Source organism: Pantoea sp. ICBG 985, from assembly GCF_002928365.1.
GTDB classification, from domain to species: Bacteria; Pseudomonadota; Gammaproteobacteria; order Enterobacterales; family Enterobacteriaceae; genus Pantoea; species Pantoea dispersa.
In genome coordinates, this window is sequence record NZ_POWM01000006.1 from 174,604 (window position 1) to 199,156 (window position 24,553).

Annotated in this window: 25 protein-coding genes and 1 pseudogene; 13 read left to right on the forward strand and 13 right to left on the reverse strand. The window is 52.2% G+C overall.

All coding sequences use genetic code 11. The annotated features are described in order from the left end of the window. Positions 1–23: 23 nt before the first annotated feature. Complete coding sequence (ypfH, locus tag C1Y42_RS18540; RefSeq protein WP_021508041.1) at positions 24–719, forward strand: esterase; 696 nt, start codon at positions 24–26, stop codon at positions 717–719. Between the two features lie 66 nt (positions 720–785). Here the strand turns inward: ypfH and C1Y42_RS18545 are convergent, their stop codons facing one another. From C1Y42_RS18545 to C1Y42_RS23610, 6 genes are all read right to left on the reverse strand, one after another. Then, on the reverse strand, positions 786–974 hold the full coding sequence (locus C1Y42_RS18545) for a YpfN family protein (protein WP_021508042.1): 189 nt from the start codon (positions 972–974) through the stop codon (positions 786–788). 23 nt (positions 975–997) lie between these two features. After that, positions 998–2,125, reverse strand: a complete 1,128-nt coding sequence (gene dapE / locus C1Y42_RS18550) for a succinyl-diaminopimelate desuccinylase (RefSeq protein WP_010617581.1) — start codon at positions 2,123–2,125, stop codon at positions 998–1,000. Between the two features lies 1 nt (position 2,126). Further along, positions 2,127–2,486 carry an ArsC family reductase gene (locus C1Y42_RS18555; protein ID WP_104094101.1) on the reverse strand — a complete coding sequence of 120 codons (360 nt, stop codon included), beginning with the start codon at positions 2,484–2,486 and terminating at the stop codon, positions 2,127–2,129. A 1,004-nt stretch (positions 2,487–3,490) separates the two neighbouring features. Next, positions 3,491–4,306, reverse strand: coding sequence for a chaperonin (locus tag C1Y42_RS18565; RefSeq protein WP_104094103.1), 816 nt, complete (start codon positions 4,304–4,306; stop codon positions 3,491–3,493). Positions 4,307–4,317: 11 nt separating this feature from the next. Further along, positions 4,318–4,773 carry a hypothetical protein gene (locus C1Y42_RS18570; protein WP_104094104.1) on the reverse strand — a complete coding sequence of 152 codons (456 nt, stop codon included), beginning with the start codon at positions 4,771–4,773 and terminating at the stop codon, positions 4,318–4,320. A 9-nt stretch (positions 4,774–4,782) separates the two neighbouring features. Then, positions 4,783–4,956, reverse strand: coding sequence for a hypothetical protein (locus C1Y42_RS23610; RefSeq protein ID WP_158251409.1), 174 nt, complete (start codon positions 4,954–4,956; stop codon positions 4,783–4,785). Positions 4,957–5,370: 414 nt separating this feature from the next. On the opposite strand from C1Y42_RS23610, the gene C1Y42_RS18580 reads away from it, so the two are divergent. Beyond that, complete coding sequence (locus C1Y42_RS18580) at positions 5,371–5,604, forward strand: hypothetical protein (protein ID WP_104094106.1); 234 nt, start codon at positions 5,371–5,373, stop codon at positions 5,602–5,604. Positions 5,605–6,399: 795 nt separating this feature from the next. Here the strand turns inward: C1Y42_RS18580 and C1Y42_RS18585 are convergent. Together C1Y42_RS18585 and C1Y42_RS23480 are read right to left on the reverse strand one after the other, a co-directional pair. Continuing rightward, positions 6,400–6,630, reverse strand: a complete 231-nt coding sequence (locus C1Y42_RS18585) for a hypothetical protein (RefSeq protein WP_104094107.1) — start codon at positions 6,628–6,630, stop codon at positions 6,400–6,402. Between the two features lie 187 nt (positions 6,631–6,817). Continuing rightward, entirely contained in the window at positions 6,818–7,399 is a 582-nt protein-coding gene (locus C1Y42_RS23480; RefSeq protein WP_146068808.1) for a hypothetical protein, read from the reverse strand. A 39-nt stretch (positions 7,400–7,438) separates the two neighbouring features. On the opposite strand from C1Y42_RS23480, the gene C1Y42_RS18590 reads away from it, so the two are divergent. Further along, positions 7,439–7,729: a hypothetical protein gene (locus C1Y42_RS18590; RefSeq protein WP_104094108.1), complete on the forward strand. Its 291-nt coding sequence runs from the start codon at positions 7,439–7,441 to the stop codon at positions 7,727–7,729. Positions 7,730–7,767: 38 nt separating this feature from the next. Then, positions 7,768–8,016, forward strand: coding sequence for a hypothetical protein (locus tag C1Y42_RS18595; protein ID WP_146068809.1), 249 nt, complete (start codon positions 7,768–7,770; stop codon positions 8,014–8,016). Between the two features lie 344 nt (positions 8,017–8,360). Here C1Y42_RS18595 and C1Y42_RS18600 read toward each other — a convergent pair whose 3' ends face one another. Together C1Y42_RS18600 and C1Y42_RS18605 are read right to left on the reverse strand one after the other, a co-directional pair. Beyond that, a complete protein-coding gene (locus C1Y42_RS18600) occupies positions 8,361–9,170 on the reverse strand; it encodes a DUF6216 family protein (RefSeq protein ID WP_104094110.1) in 810 nt (269 codons plus the stop codon). Between the two features lie 201 nt (positions 9,171–9,371). Further along, a pseudogene (locus C1Y42_RS18605) lies at positions 9,372–9,847 on the reverse strand (IS3 family transposase); the annotation flags it as partial. A 670-nt stretch (positions 9,848–10,517) separates the two neighbouring features. Between C1Y42_RS18605 and ypfM the strand changes: the two are divergent. Continuing rightward, the gene (gene ypfM / locus C1Y42_RS24095) at positions 10,518–10,577 is read left to right on the forward strand and encodes a protein YpfM (protein ID WP_104085366.1); all 60 of its coding nucleotides are present in this window, start codon (positions 10,518–10,520) and stop codon (positions 10,575–10,577) included. 108 nt (positions 10,578–10,685) lie between these two features. On the opposite strand, the gene acrD is transcribed toward ypfM, so the two are convergent. The 3 genes from acrD to narQ form a co-directional block, all read right to left on the reverse strand. Beyond that, entirely contained in the window at positions 10,686–13,802 is a 3,117-nt protein-coding gene (gene acrD, locus C1Y42_RS18620) for a multidrug efflux RND transporter permease AcrD (RefSeq protein WP_104094111.1), read from the reverse strand. Between the two features lie 195 nt (positions 13,803–13,997). After that, positions 13,998–14,630, reverse strand: coding sequence for a response regulator (locus tag C1Y42_RS18625; RefSeq protein ID WP_058758331.1), 633 nt, complete (start codon positions 14,628–14,630; stop codon positions 13,998–14,000). 41 nt (positions 14,631–14,671) lie between these two features. Continuing rightward, positions 14,672–16,360 (reverse strand): nitrate/nitrite two-component system sensor histidine kinase NarQ, encoded by a 1,689-nt coding sequence (gene narQ / locus C1Y42_RS18630; protein ID WP_104094112.1) that lies wholly within the window; start codon positions 16,358–16,360, stop codon positions 14,672–14,674. A gap of 239 nt (positions 16,361–16,599) precedes the next feature. Here narQ and C1Y42_RS18635 point away from each other — a divergent pair, with 239 nt between their 5' ends. The 8 genes from C1Y42_RS18635 (at position 16,600) to nudK (ending at position 24,518) form a co-directional block, all read left to right on the forward strand. Continuing rightward, on the forward strand, positions 16,600–16,872 hold the full coding sequence (locus C1Y42_RS18635; RefSeq protein WP_058770823.1) for a DUF1471 domain-containing protein: 273 nt from the start codon (positions 16,600–16,602) through the stop codon (positions 16,870–16,872). 290 nt (positions 16,873–17,162) lie between these two features. After that, a complete protein-coding gene (gene ansP / locus C1Y42_RS18640; protein ID WP_104094113.1) occupies positions 17,163–18,665 on the forward strand; it encodes an L-asparagine permease in 1,503 nt (500 codons plus the stop codon). Positions 18,666–18,828: 163 nt separating this feature from the next. Continuing rightward, entirely contained in the window at positions 18,829–19,299 is a 471-nt protein-coding gene (gene napF / locus C1Y42_RS18645; protein WP_104094114.1) for a ferredoxin-type protein NapF, read from the forward strand. Further along, positions 19,289–19,567, forward strand: a complete 279-nt coding sequence (locus tag C1Y42_RS18650) for a chaperone NapD (RefSeq protein WP_021508051.1) — start codon at positions 19,289–19,291, stop codon at positions 19,565–19,567. Before napF ends, C1Y42_RS18650 begins: the two co-directional genes overlap by 11 nt. Next, the gene (gene napA, locus C1Y42_RS18655) at positions 19,564–22,050 is read left to right on the forward strand and encodes a nitrate reductase catalytic subunit NapA (protein WP_104094115.1); all 2,487 of its coding nucleotides are present in this window, start codon (positions 19,564–19,566) and stop codon (positions 22,048–22,050) included. The genes C1Y42_RS18650 and napA overlap by 4 nt, the downstream gene beginning before the upstream one ends. A gap of 11 nt (positions 22,051–22,061) precedes the next feature. Further along, complete coding sequence (napB, locus tag C1Y42_RS18660) at positions 22,062–22,493, forward strand: nitrate reductase cytochrome c-type subunit (protein ID WP_021508053.1); 432 nt, start codon at positions 22,062–22,064, stop codon at positions 22,491–22,493. 7 nt (positions 22,494–22,500) lie between these two features. Continuing rightward, entirely contained in the window at positions 22,501–23,085 is a 585-nt protein-coding gene (napC, locus tag C1Y42_RS18665) for a cytochrome c-type protein NapC (protein ID WP_058758337.1), read from the forward strand. An 854-nt stretch (positions 23,086–23,939) separates the two neighbouring features. Next, entirely contained in the window at positions 23,940–24,518 is a 579-nt protein-coding gene (gene nudK / locus C1Y42_RS18670; protein ID WP_058781763.1) for a GDP-mannose pyrophosphatase NudK, read from the forward strand. The last annotated feature ends 35 nt before the right edge of the window (positions 24,519–24,553 follow it).

Sequence of the window (24,553 nt, forward strand, 5' to 3'; positions counted from 1 at the left end):
TATAGTGATTTGAGGAGGACGTTATGGCACTACGATATGTAATTGTTCAGCAACCGGATAACGCCGCGCAGCTGTTTTTGCTGTATCACGGCGTGAACGACAACCCCGATTCGATGGCGCAGATTGGCAGCTGGTTCGCGCAGGCGTTTCCGCAGGCGCAGGTGGTGTCGGTGGGCGCACCTTATCCGGCCAGCGCGCCGCAGGGCCGCCAGTGGTATGCCGAGATACCGGAACACGACCGCTCGCAGCAGCAGGGCGTCGATGCGGTAATGCCGTCGTTTGTTGAGTCGGTGCGTCACTGGCAGCAGCAGAGCGGCGTGCGGCCGGAAGCCACCGCGCTGGTCGGTTTTTCGCAGGGCGGCACCATGGTGCTGGAAGGCGTAAAAGCCCAGCCGGATCTGGCGGGACGCGTGGTGGCCTTTAGCGGGCGCTACGTCACGCTGCCGGAGCAGGCCAGCACGCGCAACACCATCCACCTGATTCACGGCGATTATGACGAGCAGGTGCCGATGCAGCATGCGGAAGCGGCGATGCAGCGCTTAACTGCGCTGGGCGGCGATGTGACGCTGGATATCGTTGACGATCTGCCGCACGCAATTGATGAACGCAGCATGCAGCTGGCGCTGAATCACCTGCGCTATACCGTGCCGCGCCGCTATTTCGATGAGGCGCTGAGCGGGGCGAAGCCGGGCGACGACGATGTGGTGATGATGGTGTGAGACCGCGCGCCATAAAACAAAGGTCGCCGTGCAGGGCGACCTTGTACGCTAAACGATCGGCGGCGACTACTTCTTCTTCGGCCAGTCGTCGTCATCGTCCCACTTATCGTTGAAATCGCGATGCGGTGGCAGATCCGGTTTGTTATCCATATATTTTTTATGATCGATGCGCTTCAGGTCTTTATAGACGTTCATCAGCACGCCCACCATCAGCAGAATCACAATCACCCACCAGTACTCTTTTAACCATTCCATGAGGTTTCTCCTTCAAGGTGCCATCAGGCGATCAGCTGTTCCATAATGCGCTGATACATCCGGCTCAGCAGCTGCAAATCCGAGGCTTTCACGCACTCATTGATCTTATGAATAGTGGCATTCACCGGGCCGAGCTCCACCACCTGTGCGCCCATGCGGGCAATAAAGCGCCCGTCAGAGGTGCCGCCGGTGGTTAACAGCTGCGGCTTGATCTCATTATAGTGCGCCACGGCGTTGACGACCGCATCCACCAGCTTGCCGCGTGAAGTCAGGAATGGCTGACCGGACACATTCCACTCCAGCGTATAGCGCAGCTGGTGGCGATCAAGCAGCGCCGCCACGCGATCTTTGATCATCTGATCGGTCAGTTCGGTGCTGAAGCGGAAGTTAAACTGCACGAAAAACTCGCCGGGAATCACATTGTTACTGCCGGTTCCCGCCTGCACGTTGGCGATCTGCATGCTGGTGGGCGGGAAGAACTCGTTGCCCTGATCCCACTCGGTCGCCACCAGCTCGTTGAGCGCCGGCATCGCGCGATGCACCGGGTTATCAGCCAGATGCGGATACGCCACGTGGCCCTGCACGCCGTGAATGGTCAGATTGGCAGTCATCGAGCCGCGACGGCCATTCTTTACCACGTCGCCAACCACTTCGGTGCTCGACGGTTCGCCGACGAGGCAGTAATCCATGCGTTCATTGCGCGCCATCAGGCGCTCAACCACCTTTACCGTACCGTTGACGGCGCTGGCTTCTTCATCGGAAGTGATGAGAAATGCCAGCCGGCCAGCATGATTGGGATGGGCAGCAACGAAGCGCTCGGCCGCCACCACCATCGCCGCCAGCGAGCCTTTCATGTCTGCAGCGCCACGGCCAAACAGCATGCCGTCGCGAATCGAAGGTTCAAACGGCGGGCTGATCCAGCGATTGGCATCGCCTGGCGGCACCACATCGGTGTGTCCGGCAAAGGCCAGCGTTTCGCCCTGGCCGCGCGTGGCCCAGAAGTTAAGCGTATCGCCAATGTGCATCGGCTCGACGTGGAAACCAATCGCCTCCAGGCGCGCAATTAACATGGCCTGGCAACCGGCGTCATCCGGACTAAGCGAGGGGCGACGAATAAGCTGCTGAGCCAGCTCAATGACCGGACAGAACATGTTATGACTTCTCCTGGATAAAGGCGTGATAAACGGGTTCTTTGAAACCCACCAGCAATGTACCGTCTGGCGCCGCCAGCACCGGACGTTTGATCAGCGCCGGGTGCGCCAGCATCAGCGCTTTGGCGCTGGCCGCATCGCGGATGGCATCGCGTTCCGCTTCCGGCAACTGACGCCAGGTGGTGCCGCGCGTGTTCAGCAGCACGTCATACCCCAGCTGGTCGATAAAGGATTGCAGCAGCGCCGCATCCAGCCCGTCAGCGCGATAATCATGAAAATGAAAGTCGATGCCGGAAGTGCTCAAATAGTTGCGTACTTTTTTAATGGTGTCGCAATTCTTGATGCCATAGAGCTTATACATAGTTTATCGATACTCTTGAATGCGTAAATGCTACCTGGGCTGCCGTATCAGTTCTGAGGTTCAAAGCCGTGATGGCCTATCCCGCAGGAGGCACGATCACTGACCTGGTGTCAGAACATGGGACATTTCATGGGGAAGGATTGTAACAATACCGGGTTGATCGATGATAGCGGGAAATCTGCATCTGATGGCCGTTGCCTACATGTTACGTCCAGTTTGGCAATGCCGCTCTCTAAAGTCGCTGCAGAGCTTATAGATTGTATTGCACTAATCTGTAAAAGCCTTGACCGCTTTAGCAGGCAGAACCCATTCAAGGTAATGAAGTACCTTTCATTGCTTGCCGAGCATATTATTGAATTGCACAATGTTGAAAAGAGTCTAGTTATAAGCCCCAAGAATAAAATGTCTTTAACGCTTGCAACGATTATCACTAGCAGAGCGAATGGATTGAGTACCGCAACATTTAAGTAAGTACCAGTACTTCAAGTAAGAAGGAAATAAGAAGTATTAAGTACAGCTAGATGAGAAAACTTTCAGTATCAGTAGTAAGCAATTCAACAAGGCTATCAGGGGTATAGCGGAATACCAGAAACTACCGGAAGAATAGAAGGTACTTTATACATTCCTACGAGCCTATAGTACTGAGTGCTTGGAGGATTACCATTTTAATACCATCTATAAGGGTAATTATTTTTTCATGGTAAAAAAGGTTAATATGAATCAGATTACGAAGAAGTACTATGCACAGTACCTTTCAGATAATGCTCTAATGGATAGTATTGATGCTAAGCTGGCATTTAAGAAGTTTGTCATTAAATAAAACCTTTAATGGTAGACAGTTATGAAGTATTGAATGGTACCGGAAAAACTCAGTACTTTATTGATGGCCTTGAAGTACCGAATTTTGAAGAGATTGAAGCCACTCACGATGATCGTAAACGGCTTGTGGTACTAAAAGTGATGCTTGAATCAGTGGTGTAGCGGTACCCAAGTACGCTTAGGTACTACTTGCTCAACGCAGGGTAACTAACACAGGTATACCCAGAATTGAAAAGCACCATTGTGTTACCTTTGAGAGGTACAAATGGGAATGAAACATAATCCGAATTACCCATTGAAACATTAAAATGTAGATTTCTATCTTTAAGTTCTAGCTTCGTCGCTTGAGCAGGAAATGTACCTTCGCCCTTGAACGTCACTAAGAATGATATTGGGAAGAAATGTATAGTACTGCAATAGCAGTTGTGCCCATTATTATGGAACAGAATGTGACGTGCAGTTATTTGTGCTCTTTTAGGATAGAACCAATAGTATAGATCATGGGTATCTTCAAAATTTTCTGTTTCGCCTAAAACATACTTGCGAAGTGGGGTAAAGAATAGGGTGTCAACTAAGGGTTCTTTGCACTCTTCAACTGATGATGCAGCAATCAAGTGACCAATCATTGCCCTTGTGAATTCAACAGAGTTGAATGGGACTTTAATATAATTTGAAAGAGTATTTGCATGAGTTACGTATAGTTTTAATTGGTCAGTGAAATTTTTAGTAACCTCAGATATGTAACGATCTCTTGAACCCAGTACTTTATTGTTACATTGCTTGCATATCGTTTTAAATACAGTTCCAGATACTGCATCTATAGGCCTGACATTATCGTTCCCCCACCATTCAATAATAGTTTTTTGAAGCATGGGTGTTAATGTAATGGCACTTTGAGGTGGGACATGATCTTTGCTAAGCTTACCAAATTGGCCGCAAATCAAACAGTATCCTTCTTCAATTCGAACATGCCTGATTCTTTCACTAATTTTTGGCAACATCTTGGCCTCACTTAATTCATTGAAAATAGTTCGTTGAATTTGTTATTTTCAAAATCTTTATAGCAGGAATCTAATTTTTCACTAGCTTCGTGAAAGCGAGATGAAAAGTTTTCAAATATTTCCTTTTGCTGTTCATAATCATCTTCATGTTCGATTTTATCTTTAATACATAACTTAGCACATTTTGCAATAGCACTAAATCTCGCATAATAATCAAGTGATTGTAATGTTTTTTTGATTAATTCTTTTTTAGAAATGATAATATTCCATCTTGCTAATAAATCAAGTTCATGTGACAATACTTGAACTTCCTTATGCTTTTCTAAAAATTCAAAGCTTAAAATGGAGTAGGCATCTTCTTTTTCTCTATTGGCTAAAGCATGACCATCTTCAATGGCATTTAAATACCCATCAATAAAATTTTTTTTGCATGAAATATTTTCTTGCTTGAATGTATTCAGAATCAATTTTAAGAGTTAGTTTTCTGCTTTGTCAAAACCAATACTGTAAGTTCTTTGCTGTGCCCATTTTTGTGCATTTAATGCAGCATATATAGCAGCACTTGTCATAGCTATATTACAAGCAGCACTTATCCAATCCGAAAGATTGCCAATATCTTTTTTATAAGCACCTCCAATCACTAACCACAACGAAAGTACTTAAAGTATCCATATAGCAACCTCTTTTGCTACCTTCCAAACCTTACCAATCATGGTCTTATCCCTCAACCTCAAAATTATTTAAATATCACAAAAACATTTAATTTAATATATTTACGATAAATACCTCATGATACATATGAGGATTTACCATGTTAAGAATCGAATATAACAATAATGAAGGGAAGTACTATTTCCAGTACGTCACAGATGAAGTACGGATCAGTAGTACTGATACTAACTCATTCACGGTTGAGGATAAGGATTATCGAACAGTGCAGATACACCACATCTGGAGCTACCTGAACCCTAGTAAGGATGCGTTGTTTGCACTATCCCTTCTCACGTAACATACAGACTAAGTACTTAATGCATAACAGGTACTGAAAGCTTGTGGAGGAATTAATGAAGATTGATACATTCGAAGTAGGGCGTTTTGAGATTCGAAACACAGTGGAAGGGATTGAGTACTACATTGATGGTAAGCAAGTCCAGTATCCCGAACTTGCTTGTGACTCACCAGAACGCATCATGCTAGATGTACTGAAAGATATCTATTATAGAGAATCCTACGACCGCGATCTAATTTTGCAACTGTACAATTATCATTTTATGGCTTTAGTTTTAGCTTTCAAATAGGAAAAGAAAATAACACACAATAATATTACTAAGCCTAAAGAGGTGAAATACCAAAAGCCATTCCCATCAACTATCTTAATAATGGATATGCAAATTGCCAAGCCCCATAAACATAAAATTAAAGTATAGGCGACCTCATTCAATCTACTTATGGATTGTGGTTTTTTAGACGGGATGTGAAATTTATGAATGTTACCGGAAAACAAAAATTCGAGTCTGTTAATGTGTTCTTCCCAATTTCTCTGCCAGTAGCGCCCACTTTTGGATATGAGAGACATCACTATAGTAAGGAGAAAGCCCAATATACTCACGAAAACAGATACATATAATACATTGACTGATGTTTCAGCGTTTTTTGTATTGAAGTAAGAACTAAATATAATACCCAAGAATGTGACTAAAGCTGCAGTGATTGTCCAAAAGTAGGTTGCACGCTTCCAGAATAGTTCGATCTCAAACTTTCTAATATCATGAGCTTTATCATAGGCCTCCTTAAGTCTCTTTAGGTCTTGCTCAGATAGCGTATATTGTCTTTTGACTTGTGGCCCAAGTAACGCTGATAAGTATTCTCGATTCCTTGAAAGGAAGTTAGCTTCTAAATTAGATTTTTCAGGGGGTATGATAACATCAATCCAGAATCGTAAATTTGTCATCTTTAAATATGGCCTGTTATGAAGTAGTTGAAAATTACATTAATTTTTTCATTTGCATGAAGGGAAGTATAATATATGCCTTCTCGCCATGAACCGTAATTATTCGGTTGTACTGCAAACTCGGGGGTTCATGGCGAGTACATCAAATTTGATTGACAGAATCGAAACCTGACAGTACTGAGTAGGTGATTGAAAAGTTATCAGCTTTGACTACTTTGATACAGGCACCTTTATAGGTCAAGATATCACTACCTTTAGAATCAACGGGGAAATCAGTAGTAAAAGCTTGCCTGGCCATATCGTTAGCGAATTCACGATAGGTGAATTTCAACACATCGCCCGCATTACCATTGTACTCGATTGTTAAAACCAACGAATTTTCCTGTAAAAAAATTGCCTCAGGTAAGCGAGTTATTGATATCTCTTTTGAGGAGTACGTATAACCATACTGCCAATTGGAAGTGAAATCAATAGGTTCTCCGACGTTCAAAGAATATCGGGAGTGTTCGCAGTCCGGACTTTATCATGTATGTCGGTTGTAAATATTACCCCGATCCTAACTAGAAGATGATATAACCAATCTTATCACAACCGCAGGATGAACTTGCTGGATAGCAGTTGCAAAGATTAACCCTTTTGCAAATGTTAGGATATTCGGAATAATGTTTTTTAAGAATTCCCTTTACATCTCTTACTGAATAAATATCTGTATCCAAGAAAAAGCCAACACACCAAAAAGAACGCATTTTTGAATCCGCTTTCTTTATGTAAGATTGTTTGATAGAGCCAAGTTTAGTTGCATCACTTTCCATCTTATAATAGAGATTTAGTGCGGTGTCATAACATTTAAGCTCAACATAAATGTAGTGATCATCTCTAGAGTTTCTTTTTCTTATCAATAAATCAACAAAGATGTTGTACTTCCCTAGAAGGTATCTTTGATCTGATATTGCTCTTACTTCTCTTTTGGCTTCGCAATTGCATAAATTTTCAAAGTGATATTCAAGTTCAAGTTGAAGCCACTTCTCCCAGTCTTTCGTTTTTCTTGATAAGACCAAGTTTAGCTTGTTACGGGTGTTTTCTAACTCTAGAAAGCTTTTTATAGAGCTATTCAATAAATTGAAATCTGATCTAAAGTCCATTTTAACCACCATAAATAATAAAAATGTAATTTTATTATAATGATAAATATTAATCAATTGGCAAGACAATATGACTATGATGAAACCACCATAATGCAAATTTGGATTCCAAAAGGTCTGGATATGACTCTTTCAGAGAAAGTAATTAGGGTGTGGGTCATACAAAACATTCTAAAGCCCTTAAGAGATACCGATCTCAACGAACAGATCCAACGTGAACGCTTACGCCGCATGGTGGCAGAAGCAAGCCAAGCAGAACTTGAACTTGCCAAGGAACTAGAACAGGTAGTTGATGTGGTTATGATGCAAATAAACCTTGGGATAACCTAATTATACTCGACCAAAAGAATACAGACCTACAGAACGAGATGCAACCTGAACTGACGATGAATGAGCAGTTGAATAGTCAGTTAGGTACTTCATATGAGCAGTACTTGAAATGTAAGCAGGCTATTACTGAGAAGTACAATCAGAAGGCATCAGCCATTGAAACCGAGAATGCTCAGTCTCAGATGACCATACTGAGTTATTCCGCTGGATCATTGGGTACTATTCTTGACGGTAATGAAAATCCAGGAAGCACTAGCTTGTGCACTAACTACTCCATTCCCGGCTAACATTGCCAACTATGCTCAAATCCTTTCTTTAGGTGCATCCACTATCACTACTGCAAAAGGTGCTGCATCAGGACAGGCACACAGCGGTAAGGATGACAGTATTTGGATTTTACAGGCGGGTAAACGAGTACTAAGTAAGAACAACAACCGTGATCTTACAAACTACCTTAACAACCAAAACGGGAAGTCTTGTACTTCAGATTCTTAACCTGTGATACATGCACCCCTAACTATTCATGGTGCACCACAAATGAGTGATGCGCAGATGAATGCAATGTTGAAGAAGCCCTCTAAAAGTTTTCTACAGTCGGTACGTTCTGCACAGAAGAGAAGTAGTTAAAAAGTCAACATGAACTTTTGGCTCTATTGGATCTAGAAATAAAGTCATATGCGTTCATTCTTCTTAAAAAACTTTTTAAGGAACTCCATAAGCATATTAAAAACAGGAATGATAAATATTTACCAATGCCTTGTAGTTTAATTAACTTATCAACTGCATCCATTTCCTTTTTCTTTTCAAATGCTTCGCAAATTGAAGTGACAGAAGGTTTTGTAATCCCTGATAAATTAGAGTACTTATCTCTTTTGTAAGAGGGATTAGTACAGTCAGTTTTACTAATCATGAATTTGTTAAAAACAGGTTTAGCACGAGAATGGTTGATAAGAAACCATGGGTCGTTTTCGTTTAATTTTACTATGGCGTTCTGAGTAAACCCTAAAAATCCAAAAGAAAGTGTAAGCAAAAACAGAAAAATAGCTAAAAATGCTAATGCAAAGCTTTCCCAAATTACAGGCTTCACAGGTTTTAGCGTTTCTAAATCAAACCATCCTTTAATTGATGATATTTTTCTCGTGTCGCACTTTTCCACTTTCACCCATTCAATAAAATTTTCAATTTGCTCAGTATTCTTTGCATTGAAATTATATAGTGAATTGAATTTGTCTAAGTCATGGCGATCTTTGTGAAAAGCATCCAGTTTAGGATTAGAGAATCCTTTTGAACCAACAAATAAAGACCAAACCTTGTCAAGAATGATATATAGGGATTGAGACTTAAAATAAAAATAAGCCCATATCAGAACTATCGCGGCGAGGGTTATTAGGATCTTAATCGATATTTCAAATTTATCAATATATTGAATGAAAGCGTCCATGTAATTAATGCACTATATAAAATAACAAGGATGTTAATAATGACATTATTCACAAAGAACATCAAGATTGGTGACTTCACATTGTTATCACAAGAACCACGCGATAGCAGCCGCAGTTGGTCGGGGTCACAAATACAGAGAAGTACTGTAATCCAGTACTATGAAATCCAATTTACACTGAACTGAATCGCCACGGGTAATCTAGACACTTCTGAGCCGTTGATTATACTGGTTTTCATATTCTGTCGGTGACATCTGATCGCCACAACCATGCCTACGCTTACTGTTATAAAACAGATATAATCAAAAATATCGCTGCGGGCTTCTTCCCGCGTTCTGTAGATCTCTTTCTTTATCCGTTCACGCTTCAGCAACTGGAAAAAACTTTTGGCAACTGCATTATCGTGACAGTTACCGCGACGGTTCATGCTGCCCTGCAGGCCATGTGATTTCAGAAACTACTGCCACTCATGGCTTGTGTACTGACTGCCCTGATCAGAGTGAACCAGCACCTGTTTTTGGGGATTACGCCGCCATACAGCCATCAGCAATGCGTTCAGGACAATGTCCATTGTCATCCGGGATTGCATTGACCAGCCGATAATTTTGCGTGAGAGCAGATTAACAACCACGGCAAGATACAGCCAGCCTTCGTAGGTCCTAATGTAGGTGATGTCTGGGTAGTGCGGGATTTGTTTATAGCGATGCTCAGTACTATGACCGAAGGGAGAGTACCAAGTATAAAAAGTTTTCAGAACAGACGGGTTATGTACTTAAAGCGGGATGAGGTATTAATACTTCGATTTACCGGGATCAATGGCATGGTACTAATGTTGTGTGTGAGATAGTTACTATTCAATATCAATAGGTTAAACACAAAGGTGAAAGTGTCGGAAAAATTAGTGTTAAGTTCCAGGTATTTTAATTCCGTACATCACCCACTGCGCTGTCATCGCGTATTCCCGTCCTGTGTTAAATAAAGCGCGAGTTTACCATAGCGCGCCGTGGGCTGTGAGGTCAGACGCGCGGCAGCGCTGTTTTTCATCTCGCCGTGCCGCCAATAAACGACGCTAATCAGGGCCAGTAAACGCTTTCACTTACCTGCGAAATTGTCGCCTGCGGCATCATTAGCGATCTAAGAATTATCTTAGACGGCAAAAACGGGCCTGGCCGATTAAGTCCGCGCTTTTATGAGTCGCATTAACAGGTTGCTGAAATGTGCGTCAGTCCGCAGTTTCGGCAAATTCAAGCTTTCTGCGGTAGTTGCCGATAGTGATGAGAGGTGGAAACGTATTCACCTGTAGAAAAAAACGGCGTAAAATCGCCACTACAAGAAGAGAGGGTATTATGGTTGAACACGAACTGGGGAACTGGAAAGAATTTATCGAAGCGATGTTACGTAAGTAATTCGTGAAGAGAAAAGCAGGGCACTTCCCAACTTGCTGTTATTCTTACCGCACACATCAATAAAGCCGCCATTCATCATGGCGGCTTTTTATTTGCCCGGAGTTAGCCTCAGTCGTGCGGCTTTGCCCGCAGCGGGAAGCGGCGGCGCACCAGCACAAAGAACAGCGGCACAAAGAAGATCGCCAGCACCGTGGCGGAGATCATGCCGCCCATCACGCCAGTACCGACCGCATGCTGGCTGCCGGAACCGGCACCGCTGCTGATCGCCATCGGCAGCACGCCGAAAATAAAGGCCAGCGACGTCATCAGAATCGGCCGCAGGCGCTGCCGCGATGCCTCCAGCGTCGACTCCAGCAGTTCACGCCCTTTGCTGTTGATCTCATTGGCGAACTCGACGATCAGGATCGCATTCTTCGCCGACAGGCCAATCACCGTCAGCAGGCCGACCTGAAAGTAGACGTCATTCTCCAGTCCGCGCAGCCAGGTGGCGACCAGCGCGCCCACCACGCCCAGCGGCACCACCAGCATCACCGAGAACGGAATCGACCAGCTCTCGTACAGCGCCGCGAGGCACAGGAACACTACCAGCAGCGAAATCGCATACAGCGCCGGCGCCTGCGAGCCGGAGAGACGTTCCTGATAGGAGGCACCAGTCCACTGGAAGCCAACGCCGAGCGGCAGCTGCGCCACCAGCTTCTCCATCTCATCCATCGCCGTGCCGCTGCTGACGCCGTTAGCCGCCTCGCCGACAATCTCCAGCGACGAATAGCCGTTATAGCGTTCAAGACGCGGTGAACCGGTCTCCCAGTGGCTGGTGGCGAAGGCGGAGAACGGCACCATGCCGCCGCTGTTGTTGCGCACATACCATTTGTTGATGTCGCCCGGCAGCATGCGGAATTCCGGTGCCGCCTGGACGTAGACTTTCTTCACGCGGCCGCGGTCGAGAAAATCATTCACGTAGGTTGAGCCCCAGGCGGTGGTCAGGGTGTCGTTGATGGTATCCAGCGACACGCCGAGCGCCTGCGCTTTGCGCTGGTCGACATCAATCTGCAGTTGCGGGCTGTCGTCGAGCCCGTTGTGGCGCACGCGCGACAGCGCCGGATTGTTGTCGGCCAGCGCCAGCAGCCGATCGCGCATCGCCATCAGCTCGGTGTGCCCGATGCCGCCGTGATCCTGCAACTCCATATCAAAGCCGGAGGAGCTGCCCATGCCGGTGATCGCCGGTGGACTGCTGGCGATGACGCGTGCCTCTTTGATCTTTTTAAAGGCTGCGGTGGCGCGATCGATGATGGCAAACGAGGTGCGATCGCGACCTGGCCGCTGCTCCCAGTCCTTCAGGCGCACAAACAGGCGCGCCACGTTTTGCCCGTTGCCGCCCGGACCGGCACCGATGGTGGAGAACACCGACAGCACATTGTCCTTTTCGGCAGTCAGGTAATAATCCTCAACCTTTGCCACCACCTGCGAGGTTTGCTGCAGCGTCGAGCCCGGCGGCAGTTGTACCTGAGTAAGAAATACGCCGCGATCTTCCAGCGGCAGGAAGGAGGTAGGCAGACGAATAAACAGGAATGCCATCACGCCGATAATCGCCAGGTAGAGCAGCAGCCAGCGGCCGCTCTTCAGCAGAATGCGCGCCACGCCGCGCTCGTAGCGTTCGGCGCTGGCATTGAAGTGACGGTTAAACCAGCCGAAAAAGCCGCGCCGGCCATGGTGCTGGCCCTGCGCCAGCGGTTTGAGCAGCGTGGAGCACAGCGCGGGCGTCAGAATCATCGCCACCAGCACCGACAGCACCATCGCCGAGACAATGGTGATGGAGAACTGGCGATAGATAGCGCCCACGGTGCCGCCAAAGAACGCCATCGGCACAAACACTGCGGACAGCACCAGCGCGATACCCACCAGCGCACCCTGAATCTGCCCCATCGATTTACGCGTGGCGGCACGCGGCGATAATCCCTCTTCGCTCATGATGCGCTCGACGTTCTCCACCACCACGATGGCATCATCCACCAGCAGCCCGATGGCCAGCACCATGGCGAACATGGTCAGGGTGTTAATACTGAAGCCGCAGGCGTACAGCACCGCAAAGGTACCGAGCAGCACCACCGGCACAGCAATGGTGGGAATGAGCGTGGCGCGGAAGTTTTGCAGGAACAGATACATCACCAGAAACACCAGCAGGATCGCTTCCAGCAGCGTTTTCACCACGTCCTTAATTGAGGCTTTGACGAACGGCGTGGTTTCAAACGCCACTTTGGCTTCCAGTCCGTGCGGGAAGTATTGCGCCAGTTCAGCAACACGGGCGCGCACCAGCTTGTCGGTGTTCATCTCGTTAGCGCCGGAGGCCAGCTTGATGCCGAGACCGGAGGCCGGCTGGCCGTTATAGCGGCTCAGAAAATCATACTTTTCGGCACCCATGGCGATGGTGGCCACGTCGCCGAGCGTTACCACTGAACCGTCGATGTTGGTTTTCAGCGTAATGGCGCGAAACTGCGCGGGCGTCTGTAGCATCGACTGGGCGTTAACCGTGGCGTTCAGCGCCTGTTTGTCCACCGATGGCAACCCGCCGACCTGGCCGACCGCCACCTGAGTGTTCTGCGATTCGATGGCGCTGACCACATCGTCGGTGGTTAGCGCGTAGTTAATCAGCTTGTTGGGATCGAGCCAGATGCGCATGGCGTATTGCGAGCCGTAGGCATCGACCTGGCCGACGCCGTCGATGCGGCTGAGCGGATCCTGAATGTTACTGGCAACGTAATCGGCAATATCCTGTTTATCCATGCTGCCGTCGGTGGAGACAAAGGCGATCATCAGAATGTTGCTGTCGCCGGTTTTGTTTACCGTGACGCCCTGCGACTGCACCGCCGCCGGCAGCTTGCGCAGCGCGCTCTGCAGCTGATTCTGTACCTGTTGCCGCGCTTCATCCGGGTTAGTGCCGGCGGTAAAGGTGAGGGTGATCTGCGCCTGGCCGGTATTGCTGCTGTTCGAGGACATGTACATCAGGTTATCGATCCCCGTCATATTCTGCTCGATAACTTGGGTGACGGTATTTTCCAGCGTCTGCGCCGATGCGCCGGGATAGTTGGCGGTGATGCGCACGTTAGGCGGCGCGAGATCCGGATACTGTTCCACCGGCAGCGAGATAATGGCCAGCGTGCCACACAGGCACAGCAAAATAGCCAGCACCCAGGCAAAAATGGGGCGGTCGATAAAAAAGTTCGACATGAAACCGACACTCCTCAGCTGCGTACTTTGTACTTGTTATTAGTAAAAGCGTGCCGCAGGCTGCGCTTCACGCTGGCGGAGTGCAAGGGCGATCCTGAAAACTCCGGCTGCTGCTTACTGTACGCGGGGCAAATTAGGGAATCGTGGATAAATTATGGAGAAAGTGTAAAAGTCGCAGCAGCTTTATGTGCGCAATCACACATTGCGACTCTCCAGCCACAGCACCGTTGCCGCAACGCGGGAACGGACGTCGAGCTTACGCAGCAGGTTGCGGATGTGCACCTTTACCGTTTCTTCGGAAATGTGCAGCGTGGCGGCAATCTCTTTGTTGGATAAGCCGCGCGCCACTTCCTGCAACACATCCAGTTCGCGCTCGGTCAGCTGTCTGAACGGATTGGCGCTGGGCTGGCGGGTCGCCAGATATTCTGCCACCACCTCGCTGAACACGTTCTCGCCCTGTGCGCCGCGCATTACCTGCGCCAGCAGCAGTTCCGGTTCGCTGTCTTTGAGCAGATAGCCATCGGCGCCGGCATCCACCATGGCGTAAATATCGCTGCGCGCGTCGGACACCGTCAGCACCAGAATGCGTGCCGCGACGCCCTCGTGGCGCAGCGCTTTCAGCGTATCCAGCCCGGACATGCCCTTCATATTCAGATCGAGCAGAATCACATCCGGTGCCAGACGGCGCGCTTCGGCCAGCGCTTCGGTACCGTTATTCGCCTCAGCCACCACTTCCAGACGCGGTTCCAGCGCCAGCAACTGGCGGATACCGCGACGCATCAGCGGATGATCGTCCACGATCATAATAGACAGGGAAGGGTGAGCCATAGGTTCTCCAGAGTTTCAATCCAATTGCTAAGTGTAACGCGTTAAGCCAGCCGGTGCGCGGGGCGGGCGGGAAAACGCAGCGTGACGCAGGTGCCCTGCGCCTGCGGGGTAATCAGTAAGCTGCCGGCGAGACGCGCCGCGCGCTCGGCCATGATGGTCAGCCCGTAGTGGCCCGGCGGCTCTTCCACGCTGTTGATACCGCAGCCGTCATCTTCGATGGTCAGCAGGTGCTCATCATCAGCGACACGCTGATAGCGAATCTGAATCTGTTGCGCCTGCGCGTGACGAATTGCATTGAGCAGCGCCTCGCGCGCAATCTGCAGCACGTGCACCTGCTGCTGGGCATCCAGCGTTTGCAGGCCAGGCTGATAGTCAAAGGTAATCGCCGCCTGCGACTGCTCCTGCAGCGGGGCGATCATCGCCTGCATCGCCTGCACTAAATCGGCCTGTTCAATGCTCAGGCGGAAGGTGGTGAGCAGTTCGCGCAGCTGCTGATAGGCCTCGGCCAGCGCGCGATCGAAATCGGCGATGATCGCCTGTGCCTGCGGCTGGCTGCTATCAACTGTGCGCCGCAGCAGCGTCAGCTGGATACGCAGAAAAGAGAGCGACTGCGCCAGCGAATCGTGCAGCTCGCGCGCAATGGTGGCGCGCTCTTCAATCAGCAGCATTTGCTGATACTGCTTCTGCGTCTGCCAGATCCACAGTGCACGCGCCAGCATGTTGGCCAGGCTGTGCATCAGCTCATCGGCCGGCGGCGCGCGGCGGGTTTGCCAGCACAGTTCGCCGAGGCGCTGCTCCTCCTGCTGCAGCGGCAGCCGCTGCCAGCTGAGATCGTCGGCGGGCACGCCGGCCTGGAAGGCGATATCCTCGCTGGCGATTTGCAGCACCTCCAGCGCTTCCCGCCGCTGCACCAGCCGCAGCAGGCCCTGGAACAGCTCGGGATTGAGCGGGCTGCCGGTGAGAATCTGCGAGCTTTCATACAGCAGCGACAGCGTGCGGTTGGCCTGGGTTAAATCTTCAGTTTTATTGCGCACCGCGCACTCCAGCAGGCGATAGTGCGAATGCAGCCGCTCCGCCATGGTGGTAAACGCCTGCGCCAGCACGCCCAGCTCGTTGGGCTGATGCACGGAAAGCGGCGGAAAACTGAAGTTGGCCTGCTCGACGTATTGACTGGCGGTGACCAGAGAATCGAGCGGACGCACCACGTTGCGGCGAATAAAGCCAATGCTCCACAGCGCCAGCGCGACAATCGCCAGAAAGCCGAACAGGCTGCTGGCGGCCACCAGATGCATTTTCAGCTCGGCATAGTGCTGCACCGCCAGCACGAAGCGGTCAATCTCACTGACGTAGCTCGCCACGCGCTGCTGGTACACCTGCGCCCGCGCCGGCTGCAGCGTCTCCTGCAGTACCGGCCAGCTGTCGCGCAGATAGCGGTAGCGGCTGCTGACTTCAATCGGCACCCACGGACGCTCCAGATGTTGCAGCGCCGGTGACTCCAGCGTCTGCTGATATTGCTGCATATGGTGCGCCAGCTGCTGCGGATCGCGCGTGCTGTCCCACGCCAGCCGGTAGATTTGCATGCGCAGCGAGCCGGCGACATTCACCGCTTCGGCATCGCGCAAACTGCTGGAGAGCGTCATCAGCGCCAGGCCGGTGGTTAACAGCGACAGCAGCACAATCGCGCTGAGTGCGCGGGCAATGGTGCGGGTAACGGGACGTTTCACTATCACAATAATAACCCTTACAAGAGCGGGGGATTATAAGTCAGCCGCAGCGCGGGTGCGAGCGCGAAATTGACACATCTGGTTACTTTTACCAGAGAAACTCACCACGTTTTACGTTTCCCTGGATTAACCGCGTTTGGCTGGCGAAATATTGAACGCTTTTACCGCTCGCGCAGCCTGGTTTGCACTGGCTCGCCGATACTTTGACGCGTAAACCTTTTCCCGCACGACAACAGGAGCACCTCATGAAGACACGTTATGCCGTAATGACTGCTGCACTGCTTGCCAGCGCATCGTTTACTACCTTTGCCGCCTCGCCGTTGAGCGAGGCACAAACCCAGGACCTGCAAAGCAGCGGCACCGTATCGGTGAGCGGCGTGCGCGGTTCGCTGGATGACGCCACCCGTCAGCTGTCGCAGAAAGCGGAAGAGATGGGCGCCAGCCACTATCGCGTCATTGGCATGCAGAATCCAGGCGATTCCAGCATGTGGAGCGGCAGCGCCGAGATTTACCGTTAATGCCCTTCATTATTCCCCTCTGGTAGTTTTTTCCTGTAGCCACCGATTACCGGCCACCCCACTGGCCGGTTTTTTTGTGCGTCGCGACGGATTATTACAAATCAACCCGTGCAGTCAGCCAGTATATTTTGCTTCGTTCATGCAGAACGGGTAGGATTCATCGCCGTAATTTCCCGGCTCGCCGCGCGGCATCGTTCCGCCGCTCAGGGGCCGGTTTTACCCCATTTCGCACTGCCCGGCGCAATCGATTGGTTACGCGGTGATTGATGGACAGGAAAAACAGGAAAGCTATGAAATCTACTAAAAAAACGCCAGCCGAACAGCGTGCTGCGAGAAGGCGCTGGCTTAACTCTCACGATACGGGTTACCACAAAGCGATGGGTAACCGTCAGGTACAAATGATCGCCATTGGCGGCGCTATCGGTACCGGTCTGTTCCTCGGTGCCGGCGCGCGTCTGCAGATGGCCGGTCCGGCACTGGCACTGGTGTATCTGGTGTGCGGTATCTTCTCCTTCTTTATTCTCCGTGCGTTGGGCGAGCTGGTGTTGCATCGCCCTTCCAGCGGCAGCTTTGTTTCGTACGCGCGTGAATTCCTCGGGGAAAAAGCGTCCTACGTCGCGGGCTGGATGTATTTCGTTAACTGGGCGATGACCGGTATCGTCGATATCACCGCGGTGGCGCTTTACATGCATTACTGGGGCGCGTTTGGTGATGTGCCGCAGTGGGTATTTGCGCTGGGCGCGCTGGCGATTGTCGGCACCATGAACATGATCGGCGTGAAGTGGTTCGCCGAGATGGAGTTCTGGTTCGCGCTGGTGAAAGTGCTGGCCATCGTGGTGTTCCTGATTGTCGGCGTGGTGTTCCTCGGCAGCGGTAAACCGCTGGACGGCAACACCACCGGCTTCCACCTGATCACCGACAACGGCGGGCTGTTCCCGCACGGTCTGCTGCCGGCGCTGGTGCTGGTACAGGGCGTGGTGTTTGCCTTCGCCTCGATTGAGCTGGTGGGCACGGCGGCGGGCGAGTGTAAAGACCCGAAAACCATGCTGCCGAAAGCCATTAACAGCGTGATCTGGCGTATCGGCCTGTTCTATGTGGGTTCCGTGGTGCTGCTGGTACTGCTGCTGCCGTGGAACGCCTATCAGGCCGGACAAAGCCCGTTCGTCACCTTCTTCTCCAAACTGGGCGTGCCCTACATTGGCAGCGTGATGAACATCGTGGTGCTGAGCGCGGCGCTGTCGAGCCTGAACTCGGGCCTGTACTCTACCGGACGTATTCTGCGTTCAATGTCGATGGGCGGCTCGGCGCCGCAGTTCATGTCGAAGATGAGTAAGCAGCAGGTGCCGTACGCCGGTATCCTGGTGACCATCGGCGTGTACGTGATCGGCGTGGTGCTCAACTACTACGTTCCGTCGCAGGTGTTTGAGATCGTCCTGAACGTGGCGTCGCTGGGGATTATCTCCTCGTGGGCGTTCATCGTGGTGTGCCAGATGCGTCTGCGCAAAGCCATCAAAGAGGGCAAAGCGGAAGATGTCAGCTTCAAGCTGCCGTGGGCGCCGGTTACCTCGTGGCTGACGCTGCTGTTCCTGGTGAGCGTGCTGGTGCTGATGGCGTTTGACTACCCGAACGGCACTTACACCATTGCTTCAATTCCGCTGATTGCCGTGCTGCTGGTGCTCGGCTGGTTTGGCGTGCGTAAGCGCGTGCAGGCGGAGGCGATGAAAGAGCACGAGCATCATCATGACGATCAGGATGATGCGGCGCCTAAACTGGCGGAAGACAACGCGCATTAATCGCAGTAATTCTCACCTGCGGGGGCCAGTCGGCCCCCGTTTTTATTTCAATTCTCCTTCTCTTGATCCCGCATCGGGAATTACACCTTTCGGGTGATATAGCCCTTCATAACCTCAGGTTATTTTACGCACCATCTCTACATCCCCGCATTGAGGTGAGCCGATGGCGCTGTCGCGACGTGAACTCTTTACCGGGCAGCGCGTCATGCCTGCCGGCGGTATTGCGTTGCCGTGGTGGCGGGGAGAGAGCGGCTGTGACGGCTGTGGACGCTGCGTACAAGCCTGCGAGAGCGGCATTATCCGCATCGCCGCTGGCGAAGCGCCGCAGCTCGACTTTCTGCAGGGCGAATGCACCTTTTGCGCCGCCTGTGCCGACGTCTGCCCGCAGCCGCTGTTTCAGCCGCGCGACACTGAACCTTTTAGTCGGCGCATCCGCATCGACAGCCGCTGTATCGCTTTTCTTGGCGTTAACTGTCGCAGCTGCCAGGAGAGTTGTGAGCAGCAGGCGATCCGTTTTCGCCTGATGCCCAACGGCATCGGCCAGCCGGAAATCCTTCCGCAACACTGCACTGGCTGTGGCGCCTGTATCGCGCCGTGTCCGGTCTCAGCCACAGGACTGCATCATGACGAATAACGACAGCTGGCACGTATGTGGCCTGGTGATTCAGGCACGTCCGACCGCGATCGCGGCGGTGCGGCAGGCGCTACTGAACTTTGCCGATAGCGACATTGCGGCGGAAGATGCCGCACGCGGCACGCTGGCGCTAACGCTGGGCGCGGCCGACAGCGCCACGCTGCTGAGCAACATTGAAGCCACCCGCAACATCCCGGATGTGCTGGCGGTATCGCTGGTTTATCACCAGCAAGACGAAATTGAAGAACCCTGTAAGGAAGCATCATGAACCTGAGTCGTCGTGATTTTATGAAGGCCAATGCGGCGGCTGCTGCTGCAACGGCTGCCGGTCTCACCATTCCGACCGTGACCAAAGCGGCCACCAGCCTGGCTGAGCCGATTCGCTGGGAAAAAGCGCCGTGCCGGTTTTGCGGCACCGGCTGTGGCGTGCTGGTCGGCACGCAGAATGGCCGCGTGGTCGCCTCGCAGGGCGATCCGCAGGCGGAGGTTAATCGCGGTCTGAACTGCATCAAAGGCTACTTCCTGCCGAAGATCATGTACGGCAAAGATCGTCTGACCCAGCCGCTGCTGCGCATGACCGACGGCAAATTTGATAAGAACGGCGAGTTTACCCCGGTAAGCTGGGATCAGGCGTTCGACATCATGGAAGCGAAGTTTAAGGCGGCGCTGAAAGCCAACGGCCCGGAATCGGTCGGCATGTTTGGCTCCGGCCAGTGGACCGTATGGGAAGGTTACGCTGCATCAAAGCTGATGAAAGCCGGCTTCCGCACCAACAACCTCGATCCGAACGCGCGCCACTGCATGGCGTCTGCGGTGGTGGGCTTTATGCGCACCTTCGGCATGGACGAACCAATGGGCTGCTACGATGATATCGAGCAGGCCGATGCGTTTGTGCTGTGGGGATCGAACATGGCCGAGATGCACCCGATTCTCTGGTCACGCCTGACCGCGCGTCGTCTCAGCAATGACAACGTCAAAGTGGCGGTGCTGTCGACCTATCGCCACCGCAGCTTCGAGCTGGCCGATAACGCCATCGTCTTCACGCCGCAGAGCGATCTGGCGATCCTCAACTTCATCGCTAACTACATCATTCAGAACAACAAAGTCGATAAAACCTTCCTGCAGAATCACGTCACGCTGCGTAAAGGCGTGACGGATATCGGCTACGGTTTGCGCCCGACCAATCCGCTGCAGGCGGCGGCGAAAAATCCGGACAATGGCGAGTCGACGCCGATCAGCTTCGATGAATATGCGAAATTTGTCGCGGAATACACGGTGGAAAAAGCCAGCGCCATGAGCGGCGTAGAGCAGGATCAGCTGATCGCGCTGGCGGAGCTGTACGCCGATCCGAACGTGAAGGTGGTCTCTTACTGGACCATGGGCTTCAACCAGCATACGCGCGGCGTGTGGGCGAACAACCTGTGCTACAACATCCACCTGCTGACCGGCAAAATTTCCCGTCCGGGCACCGGACCGTTCTCGCTAACCGGCCAGCCATCGGCCTGTGGCACCGCGCGTGAAGTGGGCACGTTTGCGCACCGTCTGCCAGCCGACATGGTGGTGAACAATGACAAACACCGCGCTTTAGCTGAAAAACTGTGGAAGCTGCCACAGGGCACGGTGCCAGCCAAAGTCGGTCTGCACGCCGTGGCGCAGGATCGCGCGCTGAAAGACGGCAAGCTGAATGCCTACTGGGTGATGTGTAACAACAACATGCAGGCCGGGCCGAACCTGACGCAGGAGCGCATGCCGGGCTGGCGCGATGCGCGCAACTTTGTGGTGGTATCCGACCCGTATCCGACCGTCAGCGCCCTGTCTGCCGACCTGATTCTGCCGACGGCGATGTGGGTAGAGAAAGAGGGCGCCTACGGCAACGCCGAGCGCCGTACCCAGTTCTGGCATCAGCAGGTGAAAGCGCCGGGCGAGGCGAAATCGGATCTGTGGCAGCTGGTGACCTTTGCCAAACGCTTCCGCGTTGAGGACGTGTGGCCAGAGGCGCTGATTGCTCAACAGCCTGAGCTGAAAGGCAAAACCCTGTACGACGTGCTGTATGCCAACGGCCAGGTGAATCAGTTCCCGCTGAGCGAAGTGGCCGACGATCGCCTCAACGATGAAGCGCGCGAGTTCGGCTTCTATATCCAGAAAGGCCTGTTCGAGGAGTATGCCAGCTTTGGGCGCGGCCACGGTCACGATCTCGCACCGTTCGATACCTATCACGAGGCGCGCGGTCTGCGCTGGCCGGTAGTGGACGGCAAAGAGACGCGCTGGCGCTATCGTGAAGGTTTCGACAGCTACGTGAAAGCCGGTGAGGGGGTACGTTTTTACGGTAAGCCGGACGGCAAAGCCACCATTTTTGCCCTGCCGTACGAGCCGCCAGCGGAAGCGCCGGATGCCGAATATGACCTGTGGTTCTGCACCGGTCGCGTGCTGGAGCACTGGCACACCGGCACCATGACGCGCCGCGTGCCGGAACTGCACCGCGCGGTGCCGCAGGCGCTGCTGTATATCCATCCGCTGGACGCCAAAGATCGCGGTTTCCGTCGCGGTGAGAAGGTGCGCGTGGTATCGCGTCGTGGCGAAACCCTCGCCACCGTGGAAACGCGCGGGCGTAATCAGCCGCCGCAGGGGCTGGTATTTATGCCGTTCTTCGATGCCGGCGTGCTGGCCAACAACATCACGCTGGACGCCACCGATCCGCTGTCGAAGCAGACCGATTACAAAAAATGCGCCGTTAAGCTGGTGAAAATCTGAGGCAGGATGCAATGAAACCTTTTATCACTCTTGTAACCGCCGCCGCCCTGATGCTGGGCGGCGTGGTGTACGCTAATAACGGCGTCGATCTCAATCAGTCACCGGAAGTGACGGCAACGCAGCAGGGCACCATTCATCAGCCCAAAGAGCAGAGCCGCAAGCCGCTGAACTATGTTAATCAGCCGCCGGTGATCCCGCACAGCGTGGAGGGCTACCAGGTGACGAAGAACGTGAACCGCTGCCTGCAGTGTCACGGCACCCAGAGCTATCTGACCACCGGCGCGCCGCGCGTCAGTCCGACGCACTTTACCGACCGCGACGGCGTGGTGAGCAGCACGGTATCGCCGCGTCGCTACTTCTGCCTGCAGTGTCACGTGCCGCAGACCGATGCCAAACCGGTGGTGGAAAACACCTTTAAGCCGGCTGACGGCTTTGGGCAGTGAGGTGACGATGAAACAGAAACTTTTACGTATCTGGCGCTGGTGGCGACGCCCCAGCCGTCTGGCGCTCGGCACGCTGCTGATTCTTGGCTTTGCTGGCGGCATCATCTTCTGGGGCGGTTTTAACACCGCGATGGAGATGACCAACCGCGAGCAGTTCTGTATTGGCTGTCACGAAATGCGCAACAACGTCTATCAGGAATATATGCAGACGGTGCACTACAACAACCGCAGCGGCGTGCGCGCCACCTGCCCGGATTGTCATGTGCCGCACGAGTGGGGGCCGAAGATGATTCGTAAGATCCAGGCGAGTAAAGAGGTGTACGCCAAGATCTTTGGCCTGATTGATACGCCGCAGAAGTTTGAAGAGACGCGTATCGAGCTGGCGCAGAACGAATGGCGCCGGATGAAGAACAACAATTCGCAGGAGTGTCGTAACTGTCACAACTTCGATTATATGGACTTCACCGCGCAGAAAACGGTCGCCGCCAAAATGCACAGCAAAGCGGTGCAGGACGGACAGACCTGTATCGACTGCCACAAAGGCATTGCCCACCATCTGCCGGATATGAAAGACCAGCCAAACGGTTTTTGATCGCGACCCTGGCCGCGCCTGCCGGTGCGGTATCAGGGTTTTCGTGCCGACCGGTTGAGGCAGCCGCAAACCACACAACATCGTAGCGGCGCGATTCATCGCGCTAAGTTAATCACTGCACAGCTGCCCGGATGCGCAATGAATGGCGCCGCTACGATTCGTGCGGCATTTTATTTCTGCACCCTCATCCTGCACACATTGTAGCGGCATTTTATTTCCGCACCATCATCTTGCACACATCGTAGCGGCGCGATTTATCGCGCTAAGTTAATCACTGCGCAGCCGCCCGGATGCGCAATAAATTGCGCCGCTACAATTCGTGCGGCATTTTATTTCTTCACCCTCATCCTGCACACATCGTAGCAGCGCGATTCATCGCGATAAGTTAATCACTGCACAGCTGCCCGAATGCGCAATAAATTGCGCCGCTACGATTCGTGCGGCATTTTATTTCTGCACCCTCATCCTGCACACATTGTAGCGGCGCGATTTCTCGCGCGAAGTTAATCACTGCACAGCTGTCCGGATGCGCAATAAATTGCGCCGCTACGATTCGTGCGGCATTTTATTTCTTCACCATCATCCTGCACACATCGTAGCGGCTTTTTATTTCTGCACCATCATCCTGCACACACTGTAGCGGCGCGATTTATCGCGCTAAGTTAATCACTGCACAGCTGCCCGGATGCGCAATAAATTGCGCCGCTACGACACGTGCTATGAAGGTTGAAAAGGCGTAATGCTCAACTGACAGCCTTACGCCATCGCAGGCAACCTGCTCCACAATTCAGATAGTTTTCCCTGCGGCTTCGGCCTATTATCTCAGGCTCCCTAAGCTACGCAGTGGAGCGGCTATGTCGTTAAAGATCAACATCATCAAAGATAAGTTGCTGTCTGATAATTATTTCATTCTGCGCAACTACACCTACGAACTCACCCGCAGCAACGGCGACGTGGTACGTCACAAACGTGAAGTCTACGATCGCGGCAACGGCGCCACCATCCTGCTCTACAACCGTGAAAAAAACAGCGTGGTGCTGATTCGCCAGTTCCGCATCGCGACCTATGTTAATGACAATACCAGCGGTGAGCTGATTGAAACCTGCGCCGGGCTGCTGGATAACGACACGCCGGAAGATTGCATCCGTAAAGAAGCGGTGGAAGAGACCGGCTATCAGGTTGGTAAGGTCGAAAAGCTGTTTGAGGCCTACATGTCGCCGGGCGGCGTGACCGAATTGCTGCACTTTTTCGCCGCTGAATACAGCGATGCGCAGCGCGCTAACGACGGCGGCGGCGTGGAAGATGAAGAGATCACCGTACTCGAGCTGCCGTTTCCTCAGGCGCTGGCGATGGTGAAAGAGGGGCGCATTCGCGACGGCAAAACCATTATGTTACTGCACTATGCGCAGCTGATGGGCTGGTTGCAGGCATAACCGCGGCGGTAATTGGCAGGGTCGGCACGAATGCC